Annotated in this window: 13 protein-coding genes; 9 read left to right on the forward strand and 4 right to left on the reverse strand. The window is 59.8% G+C overall.

The genetic code is table 11. From position 1 onward, the window contains the following. Window positions 1–198 precede the first annotated feature (198 nt). The 3 genes from L8H52_RS13235 (at window position 199) to L8H52_RS13245 (ending at window position 3,119) form a co-directional block, all read left to right on the forward strand. Complete coding sequence (locus L8H52_RS13235; protein ID WP_242207420.1) at window positions 199–1,425, forward strand: NADH:flavin oxidoreductase/NADH oxidase family protein; 1,227 nt, start codon at window positions 199–201, stop codon at window positions 1,423–1,425. A gap of 73 nt (window positions 1,426–1,498) precedes the next feature. Further along, the gene (locus L8H52_RS13240) at window positions 1,499–2,626 is read left to right on the forward strand and encodes a saccharopine dehydrogenase NADP-binding domain-containing protein (RefSeq protein ID WP_242207421.1); all 1,128 of its coding nucleotides are present in this window, start codon (window positions 1,499–1,501) and stop codon (window positions 2,624–2,626) included. Between the two features lies 1 nt (window position 2,627). After that, window positions 2,628–3,119, forward strand: coding sequence for a DUF2269 domain-containing protein (locus L8H52_RS13245; protein ID WP_242207422.1), 492 nt, complete (start codon window positions 2,628–2,630; stop codon window positions 3,117–3,119). On the opposite strand, the gene L8H52_RS13250 is transcribed toward L8H52_RS13245, so the two are convergent. Next, window positions 3,103–3,570 carry a thiol-disulfide oxidoreductase DCC family protein gene (locus L8H52_RS13250; RefSeq protein ID WP_242207423.1) on the reverse strand — a complete coding sequence of 156 codons (468 nt, stop codon included), beginning with the start codon at window positions 3,568–3,570 and terminating at the stop codon, window positions 3,103–3,105. The two genes, L8H52_RS13245 and L8H52_RS13250, sit on opposite strands and share 17 nt — an antisense overlap. Before the next feature lie 135 nt (window positions 3,571–3,705). Then, the gene (locus L8H52_RS13255; RefSeq protein ID WP_242207424.1) at window positions 3,706–4,704 is read right to left on the reverse strand and encodes an acyltransferase; all 999 of its coding nucleotides are present in this window, start codon (window positions 4,702–4,704) and stop codon (window positions 3,706–3,708) included. Window positions 4,705–4,957: 253 nt separating this feature from the next. Here L8H52_RS13255 and L8H52_RS13260 point away from each other — a divergent pair, with 253 nt between their 5' ends. The 5 genes from L8H52_RS13260 (at window position 4,958) to L8H52_RS13280 (ending at window position 11,377) form a co-directional block, all read left to right on the forward strand. Continuing rightward, complete coding sequence (locus tag L8H52_RS13260; protein WP_242207425.1) at window positions 4,958–5,299, forward strand: hypothetical protein; 342 nt, start codon at window positions 4,958–4,960, stop codon at window positions 5,297–5,299. A 99-nt stretch (window positions 5,300–5,398) separates the two neighbouring features. After that, complete coding sequence (locus L8H52_RS13265) at window positions 5,399–6,655, forward strand: TolC family protein (protein WP_242207426.1); 1,257 nt, start codon at window positions 5,399–5,401, stop codon at window positions 6,653–6,655. After that, on the forward strand, window positions 6,652–7,899 hold the full coding sequence (locus L8H52_RS13270) for an efflux RND transporter periplasmic adaptor subunit (protein WP_242207427.1): 1,248 nt from the start codon (window positions 6,652–6,654) through the stop codon (window positions 7,897–7,899). The genes L8H52_RS13265 and L8H52_RS13270 overlap by 4 nt, the downstream gene beginning before the upstream one ends. Then, window positions 7,896–11,054: an efflux RND transporter permease subunit gene (locus tag L8H52_RS13275; RefSeq protein WP_242207428.1), complete on the forward strand. Its 3,159-nt coding sequence runs from the start codon at window positions 7,896–7,898 to the stop codon at window positions 11,052–11,054. The genes L8H52_RS13270 and L8H52_RS13275 overlap by 4 nt, the downstream gene beginning before the upstream one ends. Further along, the gene (locus L8H52_RS13280; RefSeq protein WP_242207429.1) at window positions 11,051–11,377 is read left to right on the forward strand and encodes a copper-binding protein; all 327 of its coding nucleotides are present in this window, start codon (window positions 11,051–11,053) and stop codon (window positions 11,375–11,377) included. Before L8H52_RS13275 ends, L8H52_RS13280 begins: the two co-directional genes overlap by 4 nt. A gap of 328 nt (window positions 11,378–11,705) precedes the next feature. Here the strand turns inward: L8H52_RS13280 and L8H52_RS13285 are convergent, their stop codons facing one another. After that, the gene (locus L8H52_RS13285; RefSeq protein WP_219268422.1) at window positions 11,706–12,572 is read right to left on the reverse strand and encodes an AraC family transcriptional regulator; all 867 of its coding nucleotides are present in this window, start codon (window positions 12,570–12,572) and stop codon (window positions 11,706–11,708) included. A gap of 161 nt (window positions 12,573–12,733) precedes the next feature. Between L8H52_RS13285 and L8H52_RS13290 the strand changes: the two genes are divergently transcribed. Continuing rightward, complete coding sequence (locus L8H52_RS13290; RefSeq protein WP_219268423.1) at window positions 12,734–13,204, forward strand: nuclear transport factor 2 family protein; 471 nt, start codon at window positions 12,734–12,736, stop codon at window positions 13,202–13,204. Between the two features lie 124 nt (window positions 13,205–13,328). Here the strand turns inward: L8H52_RS13290 and L8H52_RS13295 are convergent, their stop codons facing one another. Continuing rightward, on the reverse strand, window positions 13,329–13,757 hold the full coding sequence (locus L8H52_RS13295; RefSeq protein WP_347340740.1) for a LysR substrate-binding domain-containing protein: 429 nt from the start codon (window positions 13,755–13,757) through the stop codon (window positions 13,329–13,331). Window positions 13,758–13,762: the final 5 nt, after the last annotated feature.

The raw sequence follows: 13,762 nt of genomic DNA on the forward strand, positions 1-13,762 counted from the left end.
TCTAGCATTAAATGCGGATTCTGGCCTAGAGCCACCATGCGCAGTGTCTACCTTTCATTCAGGCCAGCGCAATCCCTTTGCCCGTTTCCAGACACCCTCCCGCGTCTGGAACCTTATTCGGAAGCTTTCGAAAAAACGATTGACCTTAAAGCTGACTTTAATCTTATGGCGTGTCCCACGCCCAATCGAGGACTCCTCATGAACGTGTTCGACAACCTGATGCTCCCCAACGGTTCGACCCTCAAGAACCGCATCGCCAAAGCCGCCATGGAAGAAAACATGGCCGACGCCGATCAGGCACCTTCGGAAGAACTGATGCGCCTGTATCAAGCCTGGGCCGACGGCGGCGCCGGGCTGTTGATCACTGGCAACGTCATGGTCGATGGCCGCGCGATGACCGGGCCGGGTGGCGTGGTTCTGCAGGATGATCAGCAACTGGCCAAGTTCAAGCGCTGGGCACAGATTGGCCGCTCGGGCGGCGCGCAGTTCTGGCTGCAGATCAACCATCCCGGCCGACAGATGCAGGCCAATCTCGGGCAGAAAACCTGGGCGCCATCAGCGGTGCCGCTGAACATGGGCAGCCTGTCCAAACACTTCGCCACGCCCCACGCGATGACCGCCAGCGTGATCGCAGAGGTCGTTCAGCGTTTCGCCCGCAGCGCACAGCTTGGCGAGCAGGCCGGCTTCACCGGTGTGGAAATCCACGCCGCCCATGGTTATCTGTTGAGTCAGTTTCTGTCGCCGCTGACCAATCAGCGCACGGACCAGTGGGGCGGTTCGCTGGAGAACCGCGCGCGGCTGTTGCTGGACATCGTCAAAGCTGTGCGTGCGCTGGTTTCTGCGCAGTTTGCGGTGGCGGTGAAGCTCAATTCCGCCGACTTTCAGCGCGGCGGCTTCAGCGCCGATGACGCGCGACAAGTCGTCGAATGGCTCAACGATCTGGGCGTGGATCTGGTCGAATTGTCCGGCGGCAGCTACGAAGCCCCGGCCATGCAGGGCGAGGCACGAGATGGTCGCACCCTGGCACGTGAGGCGTATTTCGTCGAGTTCGCCCAAGACCTGCAGAAAGTCGCGCGGATGCCGCTGATGGTGACCGGCGGCGTACGTCGTCGGCCCATCGCTGAAATGGTCATTAACAGTGGCGTGGACATGGTCGGCATCGGCACGGCACTGGCCATCGATCCGAACCTGCCGCGTGACTGGTTGCAGGGCAAGGACAGTGCCCCCGAGCTGCCGCCGATCACCTGGAAGAACAAGGCCATGGCCTCGCTGGCCAACATGGCGGTGGTCAAGTTCCAGTTGCGCAAACTCAGTCAGGCGAAAACCCCCGATCCGCACGTGTCACCGCTGCGCGCGCTGATCATGCAACAAATCGGCAACGCCTTGCGTACCCGCCAGTACCGCAAGTGGGTGGCGAGCAACTGATCTGAATGGCTTGCTGACGTTCGGCCCTATATCCTGCACGCCTGTTTGAAGGATTGAATTAGGGAAGAATTGCATGCCGTTCAGGGTGATGGTGGTCGGTGGTTACGGAAACTTCGGCAGCATTGTGTGCCGGCATCTGGCGCTGATGCCGGACATCGGCCTGGTGCTTTCGGGTCGTGATCCGCGCAAGTTGCAGCGCAAAGTCGATGAGCTGAACAGCCAATCGGGCAACGTCTGCGAAGGCTGGTGTGGCGATGCCATGGGCAGCGAGTTCAAGGCCGCATTGCGGGCGCTTGACATTCAGCTGGTCGTGCACACCGGAGGGCCGTTTCAGGGGCAATCCTATGCCGTCGCCGAGAGCTGCATCGACGCCGGTGTGAACTATTGCGATCTGGCTGACTGCCGCACGTTCGTCAACGGCATCCACGTTCTCGACGCGCGAGCGAAGCAGGCCGGCGTGGCCATCCTCAGCGGTTGCAGCTCAGTGCCGACATTGTCGTCGGCGATCATCGATGAGCAGCGTCAACGTTTTTCGCGCATTGATTCGATCGAACACGGCATTTCTTCATCGGCGAAAATGCCTGGGCTGTCGACCATCGAAGGCGTACTGGCTTACGCCGGCAAACCGATCAAGCAACTGAAAAACGGCAAGGTGCACGAAGTGTCCGGCTGGCTGGACCTGACCTTGCGCAAAATGCCGCAGATGGGCACGCGGTTGCTGGCCAATGTTGATGTGCCGGATATGGATATTTTCGCCGGCCGTTATGGCGCGCACACCCTGAAGTTCAAGGCCGGCGCCGGGCTAAAACTCGGCGGCATCGCCAACGGTCTGCTAGCCCAGGCACTGAAGATCGGACTGGTGCGCGACCATGCTCTTTGGGCTGCAAGATTGCATCGCCTGGGCACGCGATTCGAACGTTTCGGCGACGGTAAAAGCGCGATGTACATCGATGTGCAGGGCCTTGGCGTTGACGGCAAACCGCTGTCGATGACCGCGCAACTCACCGCTCTGAACGACAGAGGCCCGGAAATCCCCAGCTGCGCCGCCGTCGCGCTGGCCACGAAAATGGCTCAAGGCTACACGCCGCCACCCGGCGCCCGTCCGTGCGTGGGTGAAATCAGCGTCGCCGAATACATGGCCGCGATCAACGACCCGGCCAACCTGAGTCTGGCCGTGCAGTTCTCGGACGGGCAGCGCTGACATGCTCTACCTCTGCCTGAAATACCTGCACATCATCGCCGCGATCTTCCTGTTCGGTTTCGGCATGGGTTCCTACCTCTACCTGATCGCCGCCAGCCGCACGCGCAACCCGCAAGTGATTGCCCACGTCGCGCGCATGGTCGTGGGCTTTGACACGTGGATCACCACGCCGGCCGGGTTCGTGCAGATCATCACGGGTTATCTGTTGATGCGACTTTCCGGGCTGAGCATGAGCACCGAGTGGGTGCTGACGTCGTTGATCCTCTTCTTCTGCGTGGGCGCTCTGTGGCTGCCGGTGCTGCTGTTGCAGAAGCGGCTGTGCGTGATGGCCGCAAGTGCGAGCGAGGTGGGCGCGGGGCTTGATGAGCAATATCAAGCCGTATACCGCAAATGGTTCTGGATGGGCGTGATGGGGTTCGCCGGGATGTTTGTCATCGTGTTGATGATGGTGACGAAGATGACGCCGGTGCAGTTGTTCAGCTTTCTGCTGTAGGTGCGGTGGCTTTCAGAAAACGCTGTTCATGGTCAGGCGTGGGTAGCAGGCAGGTGTCGTATTTCCCGAACAGGCGATAGCGGTTCAGCGCGATGCGGTCGTAGGCCCAGTCGCGTAGACCACGAGGGAAGATGCGCAGCAGTCGCAACGGCTGCCAGCGGGCGGGTAATTGGCTGATGACTTCGAGAAAAGCGTCGGAACGTTCCCAGTAGTGACGGTCGCGGATGACGGCCATGGTGTCGAATTGATCGATGGGGAGGCCGGCCCACGCCAGAAGCGCCTGGCCCTCGGGAGATTGCACGGCGGCCAGACGTACGCGACGTTGATGATCATGACGAATCAAAAAACGCGCCCAGCCGTTGCAGAGTTTGCAGACGCCGTCGAACAGGACCACGGATTCGCCGGGGTTGAGGAGCGGGGCGGGGGTTGGGCGGATTTTTGGGGTGGGCATGGGGTTTGTGTTCAAGAGGTCGAGTGTTGCGATCATAGCGCTGCAAGCCGTTGTTCGCGAATGACTGCACTTGGTCAGAAACCCGGATGGAAGGGACAGACGATGTTTAGGCGCGTGATCTGTCTCCTGGCGCCGTCAAGCCGTTGCCTCACCTTCCCGAACTTCCCTCACTCGATCTTTCGATCCGGCTCGAAGCGCATGCCGAAGCGTCAGCGCCGGCCGCTCGACGCAGTAGTACGAAACGGCACTCAGCAAGAACGACAGCACCAGCACCGTTGCCACCTTGTGCCAATCGAAATAGGTGATCGGCCAAAGCCCGTGCAGGAAGTAAATCACCACGAAGTGATTCAGGAACACGCCGTAGCTGATGTTCCCCAGGAATTCGTCAATCCGGTGAAACTTGAGCTTCGTCAACCAGTACACCGCGGGGATGCCCAGCGCAATGCCGGCGGCGACTTCCGCGTTGGACGGCCGGCGTTCGATCCAGCCCGCCATGATCGCCACAAAGATCAATGCCGCCACAGCGGTTCCTGCGGCGATTACTAATCCTTTGGCCTGCGGTTTGTAGAGGTAACTGCCGCACAGGAATATGAACAGAACACCCGGCAACAAGCGGAAGCCGTAGTAGTCGGTGTTGATGATACCCAGGCACGCGGGGATGAAGACCGCAATGGACAAGGCAAAGGCCACGCCCCGTGCTCGGTAGATGAGCAGGAACGGGATCACCAGGTAGAAGCACATCTCCAGGCCGAGCGAGCAGGCCGGAGGCAGAATCCACGTTCCGCTCGCGCCGAACATATAGAAACCGAGGGGCACGATCGCGAGGTTCGCGGCGATGTTTCTGAAGGTCAGTTCGGCCCACTGTGGCGTGCCGGGCAGCAGGAAATAGATCACAGTACAAGAAGCGATGAAGTAGAACAGGAATTGCGGGTAAAGACGCAAGGCCCGGTCCAGGTAGAACCGACCGATTTTTTCGGGCGCCTTGTAGTTGCGCTCGATCAGTGAGGTCATCACGAACCCGCTGATCCACAAGAAGGAAATCACCGCAACCACGCCCGGGTTGAACCCCATGAACAACTTGCCCATATGCGAAACAGCGACCAGAACGGCCAACAGCAGACGATAGGCTCCCACGTGTATCCCCAAACGACCTTGTAGTTATGGCGGGTAAATTACGATGCTTCGCGGGCGGATAACAGGTTTTTTTCCGCGCTCGGTCTTTCCGGAAAAGGGTTTGCCGGGTGGTATTGAGCAACTGGCGAAGAACTAATCCTCGCTTAATACTGATGCGCTTTTATCTTGCGCATCCAACGCCTCGCACGAGATTGCTGCGAGACCGTGTCCAATCGATTGTTCGCGCCAATTCCGACGGCTACACTCAAACCCCATGAAACGCTACCTGCGGCTTTGCCTCATCTTCGTGATCAGCCTGGCGCTTCCCCTCAGCGGGATGGCGGGGGTGCAGGCGCCGACAGAACCGTGCCCGATGAAGACGATGGGCATGGCGATGATGGACGACATGGGCATGGATTGTTGCAATGACATGAAAAGCCCGACCGAGCATGGCAAACCCTGCAAGCCGGGTCAGGAATGCAAGGCGGGCGGGATGCTGCAAGTCTCGATCGTCAAGCCGCCCGTGACCCTGTTCAGCCCCGTCGTGCTGGCCTTTGCCAGCGATTCCGTTCCTGTGCCCACCCCGTCCGGGGTCTGGCGACCGCCCCGCGTCTGATTCCTGTCCGTTATTGAACCTCATCCTGTTTTAACGGGATGGCATGGCTGTGCGCAGGTCGTTTGACGCGCGCAGCGGATCATCACAGGAATCGCAAACATGAACTCCAAGTGCTGTTGCACAGGTTGGTCCCTCGTGGCCGGCCTGCTGGCAAGCGTGCTGGCCTTGCCGAGCCTCGCTGCCGCTTTGACGCTAGATGAAGCCTTGCGACTGGCGGAAAACACCGCACCATCGCTGGCGGCGCAGGATGCGAAGATTCAGGCTGCCAGCAGTGCGGCTGTTCCAGCGGGGGAATTACCCGACCCGAAGCTGCTTGCCGGCCTGCAGAACTATCCCATCGGCGGCCCGGACCGCTGGAGTGTCAACGACGACTTCATGACCATGCAAATGGTCGGGGTCAGGCAAGACATGCTCAATGCTGACAAACGCAAGGCGCGCATCGACGTAGCCAACGCTGGTGTCGATCGTGCTGCCGCCGAGCGTCAGGTCGAACGCCTGAACGTTCGCCAGGCCACGGCGCTGGCCTGGATCAGCAGCTATTCGGTGGAACGCAAGGACGCGCTGTTTCAGGACTTCTATAAAGAGAATCGCCTGCTGAGCGACACCGTCCGCGCGCAGATTGCCGGCGGTCTTGCGCAACCGGCCGATGCCGTGACACCGAAGCAGGAAGCGGCGCAACTGGCCGAGCAGCAGGACGATCTGGTTCGCCAGCGTGCCCAGGCACGCGCGGCACTGAAACGCTGGATCGGTCTAGCTGCCAACGAAACGCCGGTGGGCAGTCTGCCGCAGTGGCCGATCAATAATTCAGGCCTGTCTCATAAGCTGCAACACCATCCTGAGTTGGCCGCGTACGGGCCGATGACCCGCGAAGCGCAAGCCAGGGTGCGCGAGGCGCAGGCGGAGAAAAAGTCCGACTGGAGTTGGGAGGTGGATTATCAGCATCGCGACCGGCAGTTCGGCGACATGGTCAGCGTGCAACTGTCCTGGGATCTGCCGCTGTTTGCGCAGACCCGACAGAACCCGAAAATCGCCGCGCGAGAAGCGGAAGTCAACCAACTCGAATCCGAGCGCGAAGCCTTGTCGCGCGAGCACACCGAGCAACTGGAAAGTGCGCTGGCTGACTATGAACGGCTGAATCGCGCGGTCCAGCGCAATGCGCAAAGTCTGGTGCCGCTGGCCAAAGAGAAAGTCGAACTGAACATGGCCAGCTACCGCGCCGGCAAAATCGATTTGAATGCGCTTGTCGCTGCCCGCCGAGAACTCATCGAGGCTCGTCTTAAGCAGATCGACGTGGAGGAGCAGCGAGCGCTGACCAGCGCACGGCTCTACTTTGCCTACGGGGAGGTCAGCCAATGAGCCTTAAATGGAGCGGGGCATTGCTGGCCGGCGTTGCAATGGCAGTGGGCGTTGTCGGTGGTTACTGGCTGGCGCCTCAACGCATCAGCAACGTGCAGGCCGCTGCGCCTGAGCAGCACCTCAACACGGCGAACGATCGCAAGGCGTTGTACTGGTACGACCCGATGTACCCGCAGCAAAAATTCGACAAGCCAGGCAAGTCGCCCTTCATGGACATGCAACTGGTGCCGCAATATGCCAGTGGCAGCAGCGATCAAGCGACGGTCAGCATCGATCCCGGCGTGGCTCAGAATCTCGGGTTGCGCTCGGCAGCGGTCGCCCGTGGGGTGTTTGACTCCTTTCTCGACGTGACGGGGATCCTCGCTTTCAACGAGCGGGATGTCGCGGTCATCCAGGCCCGCACTCCGGGCTTTGTCGAGCGGGTTTACGCCCATGCGCCAGGTGATCTGCTCAAAGCCAACGCGGCGTTGGCGGATATTCTGGTGCCCGAGTGGGCGGCGGCGCAGACCGAGTTCCTGGCACTCAAAAACAATGGTGATCGCGATTTACTCGCTGCGGCGCGCCAGCGCTTACGGCTCACCGGAATGCCCCCGGCATTGATTGCGCAGGTCGAGCGCAACGGTAAGGTCCAGCCTTACCTGACGCTGACCAGCCCGATTGGCGGCGTGTTGCAAGAGCTCAGCCTGCGGATCGGCATGACCGTCGCGGCGGGCGAGACGCTGGCGCGGGTCAATGGTTTGAGCCGTGTCTGGCTGGCGGTGGCCGTTCCCGAATCAGAGGCTGGCACCATTGCCGTGGGCCAGTCGGTTGAGGCGCAATTCCCGGCCTTTCGCGGAACCAGGGTCATAGGCAGGGTCAGCACCATTCTGCCGGACACCAATGCGGACAGTCGCACCTTGCGCGTCCGCGTCGAACTGCCCAATCCGGACGGGCTCCTCAAGCCCGGTTTGACGGCGCAAGTACGCTTGATTCGTTCAACCGGGCAGAGTGTGTTGTGGGTGCCGAGCGAGGCGATCATTCGCACTGGCCGACGTGCCCTGGTGATGCTTGCCGAAGACGCTGGACGCTATCGTCCCGTGGAGGTGCAACCGGGGCAGGAGAGCGATGGCAAAACCGTCATTGTCAGTGGCCTGCAGGAGGGGCAGAAAGTCATCACGTCGGGGCAGTTCCTGCTCGACTCAGAGGCCAGTCTCAAAGGCATCGTCGCCGGTTCTGAAGACGCGAAATCGGGAGGTCAGCCATGATCGCTGCCCTTATTCGGTGGTCCGTCGCCAATCGTTTTCTGGTGCTGCTGGCGACGCTATTTGTCACCGCGTGGGGCGTCTGGTCGGTGCAGAGCACGCCTGTCGATGCGCTGCCGGACCTGTCCGACGTGCAAGTCATCATCCGCACGCCCTATGCGGGACAAGCCCCGCAGATCGTCGAGAACCAGGTGACCTATCCATTAGCGACCACCATGCTCTCGGTGCCGGGGGCGAAAACCGTGCGCGGTTACTCGTTCTTTGGCGACAGCTTTGTCTATGTGCTGTTCGAGGACGGCACCGATCTTTACTGGGCGCGTTCGCGGGTGCTCGAGTACCTGAGCCAGATCCAGAGTCGACTGCCGGCGAGTGCCAAACCGGCATTGGGGCCGGATGCCACAGGGGTTGGCTGGATCTATCAGTACGCGCTGGTGGATCGCACCGGTGGGCATGATCTGGCGCAACTGCGCGCACTGCAGGACTGGTTCCTCAAGTTTGAGCTGAAAACGCTGCCCAATGTCGCGGAAGTGGCCACGGTCGGCGGCATGGTCAAGCAGTATCAGGTGCAACTTGAACCGCTGAAAATGGCCAGCCTCGGTATCACGCAGAGCCAGATAGCCGAAGCCATCGGCAAAGCCAATCAGGAAACCGGTGGTGCGGTGCTGGAGATGGCCGAAACCGAGTTCATCGTGCGGGCGTCCGGTTACCTGAAGTCGCTCGATGATTTTCGCGCGATCCCGCTCAAACTCGGCGCCGGCGGCGTACCGGTGACGTTGGGCGATGTCGCGACGATTCATTTGGGCCCGGAAATGCGCCGTGGCATCAGCGAACTCGACGGCGAAGGCGAGGCGGTCGGTGGCGTGGTGATTTTGCGCAGCGGCAAGAACGCCCGGGACACCATTGCAGCAGTCAAAAACAAACTCGACGAACTGAAAAGCAGCTTGCCGGCCGGCGTTGAAATCGTCACCACCTACGATCGCAGCAAGCTGATCGATCGCGCGGTCGAAAACCTCAGCCACAAACTGCTCGAAGAGTTCATCGTCGTGGCACTGGTGTGCGGGATCTTTCTGTGGCACTTGCGCTCATCGCTGGTGGCGATCATTTCCCTGCCGGTGGGCGTGCTGATTGCCTTTATCGTCATGCGCTATCAGGGCCTCAACGCCAACATCATGTCGCTGGGCGGGATCGCCATTGCCATCGGTGCCATGGTCGACGCCGCCGTGGTCATGATCGAGAACGCGCATAAAAAAATCGAGGCGTGGCATGCGGCCAATCCGGGAGAGGAACTGCAGGGCGAGCGGCATTGGCAGGTGATGACAGAAGCGGCGGCAGAAGTCGGCCCCGCGCTGTTCTTTTGCCTGTTGATCATTACGCTGTCGTTCATCCCGGTGTTCACACTTGAGGCGCAGGAGGGCCGGTTGTTCGGGCCGTTGGCGTTTACCAAGACCTATGCCATGGCGGCAGCGGCGGGTTTGTCGGTGACACTGGTGCCGGTACTGATGGGCTACTGGATACGCGGACGCATTCCAGGTGAACAACAGAACCCTTTGAATCGCTGGCTGATCCGGATCTACCAACCGGCGCTGGACGCGGTGCTTCGTCGTCCAAAAATCACCTTGCTGGCAGCACTATTGGTGTTCGTCAGTGCGCTATGGCCGATGTCGCGTTTGGGTGGCGAGTTTCTCCCGCCGCTGGACGAGGGCGATCTGCTTTACATGCCGTCGGCTTTGCCTGGGCTGTCGGCGCAGAAGGCCGCGCAATCGCTGCAACAGACCGATCGCCTGATCAAGACCGTGCCCGAAGTGGCGCACGTCTTCGGCAAGGCCGGCCGCGCCGAAACGGCCACGGACCCGGCGCCGCTGGAGATGTTCGAAACCACCATTTCGTTCAAGCCCCACGAGCAATGGCGCGCCGGGATGACCGCAGAAAAACTGGTGGAAGAACTTGACCGCGTAGTGCGTGTGCCCGGTCTGACCAACATCTGGATTCCGCCGATTCGCAATCGCATCGACATGCTGGCCACCGGGATCAAAAGCCCCATAGGCGTAAAAGTCGCTGGCGCCAACCTCGCCGAAATCGATGCCGTCACCCAAGCGGTCGAGGGCGTCGCGAAAAACGTCTCCGGCGTCAGTTCCGCACTGGCCGAACGCCTGACCGGCGGGCGCTACATCGACGTTGATATCGACCGCAAAACGGCGGCCCGCTACGGCTTGAACATCGCCGATGTGCAAGCCATCGTTGCCGGCGCCATCGGCGGTGAAAACGTCGGCGAAACCATTGAAGGCCTCGCGCGTTTCCCGATCAACCTGCGTTACCCACGCGAGTGGCGTGACTCGCCGGGTGCCCTGGAACAATTGCCGATCTACACCGCATCAGGCCTGCAGATCACCCTCGGCACCGTGGCCAAAATCAACATTACCGACGGTCCCCCGATGCTCAAAAGCGAAAACGCCCGCCCCTCAGGCTGGGTGTACATCGACGTGCGCGGACGGGACATCGCCTCGGTCGTCGCCGATCTGCGCCGTGCCGTCAACGAACAGGTCAAATTGCAGCCCGGTATGAGCCTCAGCTACTCGGGCCAGTTCGAGTTCCTCGAAAGGGCCAACGCACGCCTCAAACTGGTAGTCCCGGCGACGCTGTTGATCATCTTCGTGCTGCTCTACCTGACCTTCACCCGCTTCGACGAAGCTCTGCTGATCATGGCCACGCTGCCGTTCGCACTGACGGGCGGCGCGTGGTTTCTCTATCTGCTCGGCTACAACCTGTCGGTCGCCACCGGCGTCGGCTTCATCGCCCTGGCCGGGGTTTCCGCCGAGTTCGGCGTGATCATGTTGCTCTACTTGAAGAATGCCTGGGCTGAACGCATAAACCTCGGCGACACCTCCGAGCGCGCACTGGTCGCAGCCATTCGCAAAGGCGCCGTGCAGCGAGTGCGTCCCAAGGCCATGACGGTGGCGGTGATCATCGCCGGGTTGTTGCCCATTCTGCTGGGGAGTGGATCGGGGAGTGAAGTGATGAGCCGTATAGCTGCGCCGATGGTGGGTGGGATGGTCACGGCGCCGTTGCTTTCGTTGTTTGTGATTCCGGCGGCGTATCGGTTGATGCGTCGGCGGGGGTTGGCAGTTGAACGTGTCATTAATGAAGGGGAAGTTGTATGAAGCTGGGTTTGATTGCGGTTTTCGGGATTGCCGGAATGTTGTCGTTTGCTGCTTGGGGGGAGGACATGGCAGGGATGAAAATGGAGCAGGCGTCGCAGCCAGCAGCTGTTGCGAGTGCTGAGGGGACGATCAAGGCGATTGATCCTGTGAAGCATACGGTGACGCTGGCGCATGGCGCAGTTCCGGCATTGCAGTGGCCGCCGATGACGATGGGGTTTTCAGTGGCGGAGGAGCAGTTGGCAGGGTTTGAGGTTGGGGATCGGGTGTTGTTTTCGTTTCGGGTGGATGGGGGGAGGGCGGTGATTGTTTCCATGAAAAAATGAGGTGTTGAGGGAGCGTTTGCCGGCACGGGTTACTGTGCCGGTTTTGCTAACAAGTTATTCCGAGGCGGGCCGTAGTCCAGCTGAGGTGCGCTCATTTTCGACCGGTAGCTTTCGGCCAGAAGCGGTCGTACGACCGTCGCATCACATACACTAAGCCCCCCTTGGGTAGTACAAACAGCAACTACGCCGAAAGCCGGAAACCCGGCACTGCGCCTGACCTTCGTCGACATTCTAAAACCTTCACTTTAAAGCGCTTTAAGCTCTCCAGTCGCCTTACGCATAGAGGCTCACGCATAATTCGAGCCTGATCCGGTTGAAAAAGCTCAACTCAGCGGCGCAGTGATAAAGCGTCTCGGTTCGGCGTTACGCCGAAAACCTTCTTGTATTCTCGACTGAACTGAGAGGGGCTGGCGTATCCGGTCTCAAATGCGACACCTGTAACATTGGATGCTCCGGATGCGAGCAGCCGTCGGGCAGTTAGTAGCCTCAGTTGTCGCTGGTAAGCGAGCGGACTATGTGCAGTAACCGCCTTGAAATGTCGGTGGAACGAGGTGACGCTCATACCGACCTGAGCGGCAAGCCAATGCACACTCATTGGCTTATCGGCGTTCGCGCTGATCCAGTCTGCCGCGATTTTGATTTGTCCAAACCGGGTGTTGTGCGTTCCAATTTGGCGGAGCCTGGAGCCTAGCGGGCTTAACAATAGACGGTAGTAAAACTCGCGCTCGAACTGGGAGCCAAGCACTTTAAGCTCTGCTGGCGTATCAAGCAGACCGATGAAACGAACCAACGGCTCGACAAAACTGCTATCGGCTTGGGCTAACGAGATAGCGCCCGCCTGCGGAGCTGGTTGGGTCGACTCGCTCATATCGAGAAGCAAGCCAGCGACGATCCCTGCGTCGAGCATCAATTCGACACTGATATAGGGTTGTTCCGGGCTCGCCTCTACCACTTCACTCACGAACGGTAACCCGACCGCTGCCACTGCACAGGTGCCCGGATGGCAATCGAACGTACTATCGGCAATGTTCATCCGCTTGGCGCCTTGCAGTAGCAGATAAAACTTCGGCGCGAACAGAGCCGGGGTCGGAGGAACCGGAGCGTCTGTGGATCTGATTGTCAGTTGGGGAAGAGCGTTTGATAGATCGGCGCAGCCGCGATGTCGGCTCGCGATTGCGAGGAGATGTTCCAACATGAGGGATGTCGATCCTAGTCGTGCTCGCTATAAGCCAGCGGTTTCTCAAGCTAAAGCAGTTGGTAGGATCAGGCAAGGCTTTAGCACTATGTAGGATGTGGTCAGGCCGGTTTTTTGTGAAAGTGGCGGCATCCAACGTAACTTGATTTAGAGGAACGACGATGTCAGACCAACACTCACGCTTGCAGCAATTTATGGACGAGGCGTCCATCCGAAACACCATTGCACGTTTCGCCGACAGCGCGACACGCGCAGACCCCGCAATGTTTCACTCGGTTTGGGCTGATGATGGCGAATTCATCATTGGTCAAACACCTCACGGCCAGTACTCTAAAGGCGCAGACAACAATGTGGCGCTGCTTCACAAACTGCGCTCAGGCAAGGAGTTCTTCGTTCAGTTCGCACTGCCGGGGGTGATTGTTATCGACGGTGATCAGGCAACTACTCGCACATTCGTGCATGAGTCTGCACGCGGCCCAGGCGAGAAGTACTACCGCAATCACTGCATTGCGTTCGATGTGCTACAACGCTCGGGAGACGATTGGGTTTTCAAAAGCAGATCCTTTCAGTACCTCTGGCTCGACACCGGAGCGTTCGGCGGAAACGGATTCCCGCTGTTCCCGGCGGCATAGTGCCTGGCCTGACTACCTGCCCCCCGTGACAGGGCTATTCATAGGTCGATACGCGGCTGGTTGGGGCCACAAAGGGCGAGATGTAGTCGCCCGCTTACCAACGATTTGGTCTAGGCAGAACAGCTCACATACGGGCTCTGAAACCGCTTGCGAGCTTCGCAAAAGCGTCAGAGGCAACGCTTTGATACCCGTTTTTTCGACGTAACAATGCCGCTGTGCGACTAGGCAATAAGTGGGTTGTCTGAAGCTCACGCAATCCAGCTTGCTCACGCACTATCGCGTCGGGAAGGATGGTTGCCATGCGACCTTGCTTGGCGACCTTGAGCAAGATGGCAATTGAGTTCGCTTCCAGCACGATGTTCGGCGTGAAACGTTGCTTCTGGCACCAGGCATCCACTGCCGTCCGGGTCGCAAACCCAGGTGCCAGCAATGCGAAACGGAGGGTTTTCAGGTCTGCGAGTGTGAGAGGCGCCTGCATCGGACCGGTTTTTCTAGACGTATCCACCGTCCGCATTTGGTCGGTTAGCGACGGCCTGACTTCGACCGTCGCTATGCATG

It is taken from the genome of Pseudomonas sp. CROZ-RG-20F-R04-15 (genome assembly GCF_022662375.1).
Taxonomy (GTDB): Bacteria; Pseudomonadota; Gammaproteobacteria; order Pseudomonadales; family Pseudomonadaceae; genus Aquipseudomonas.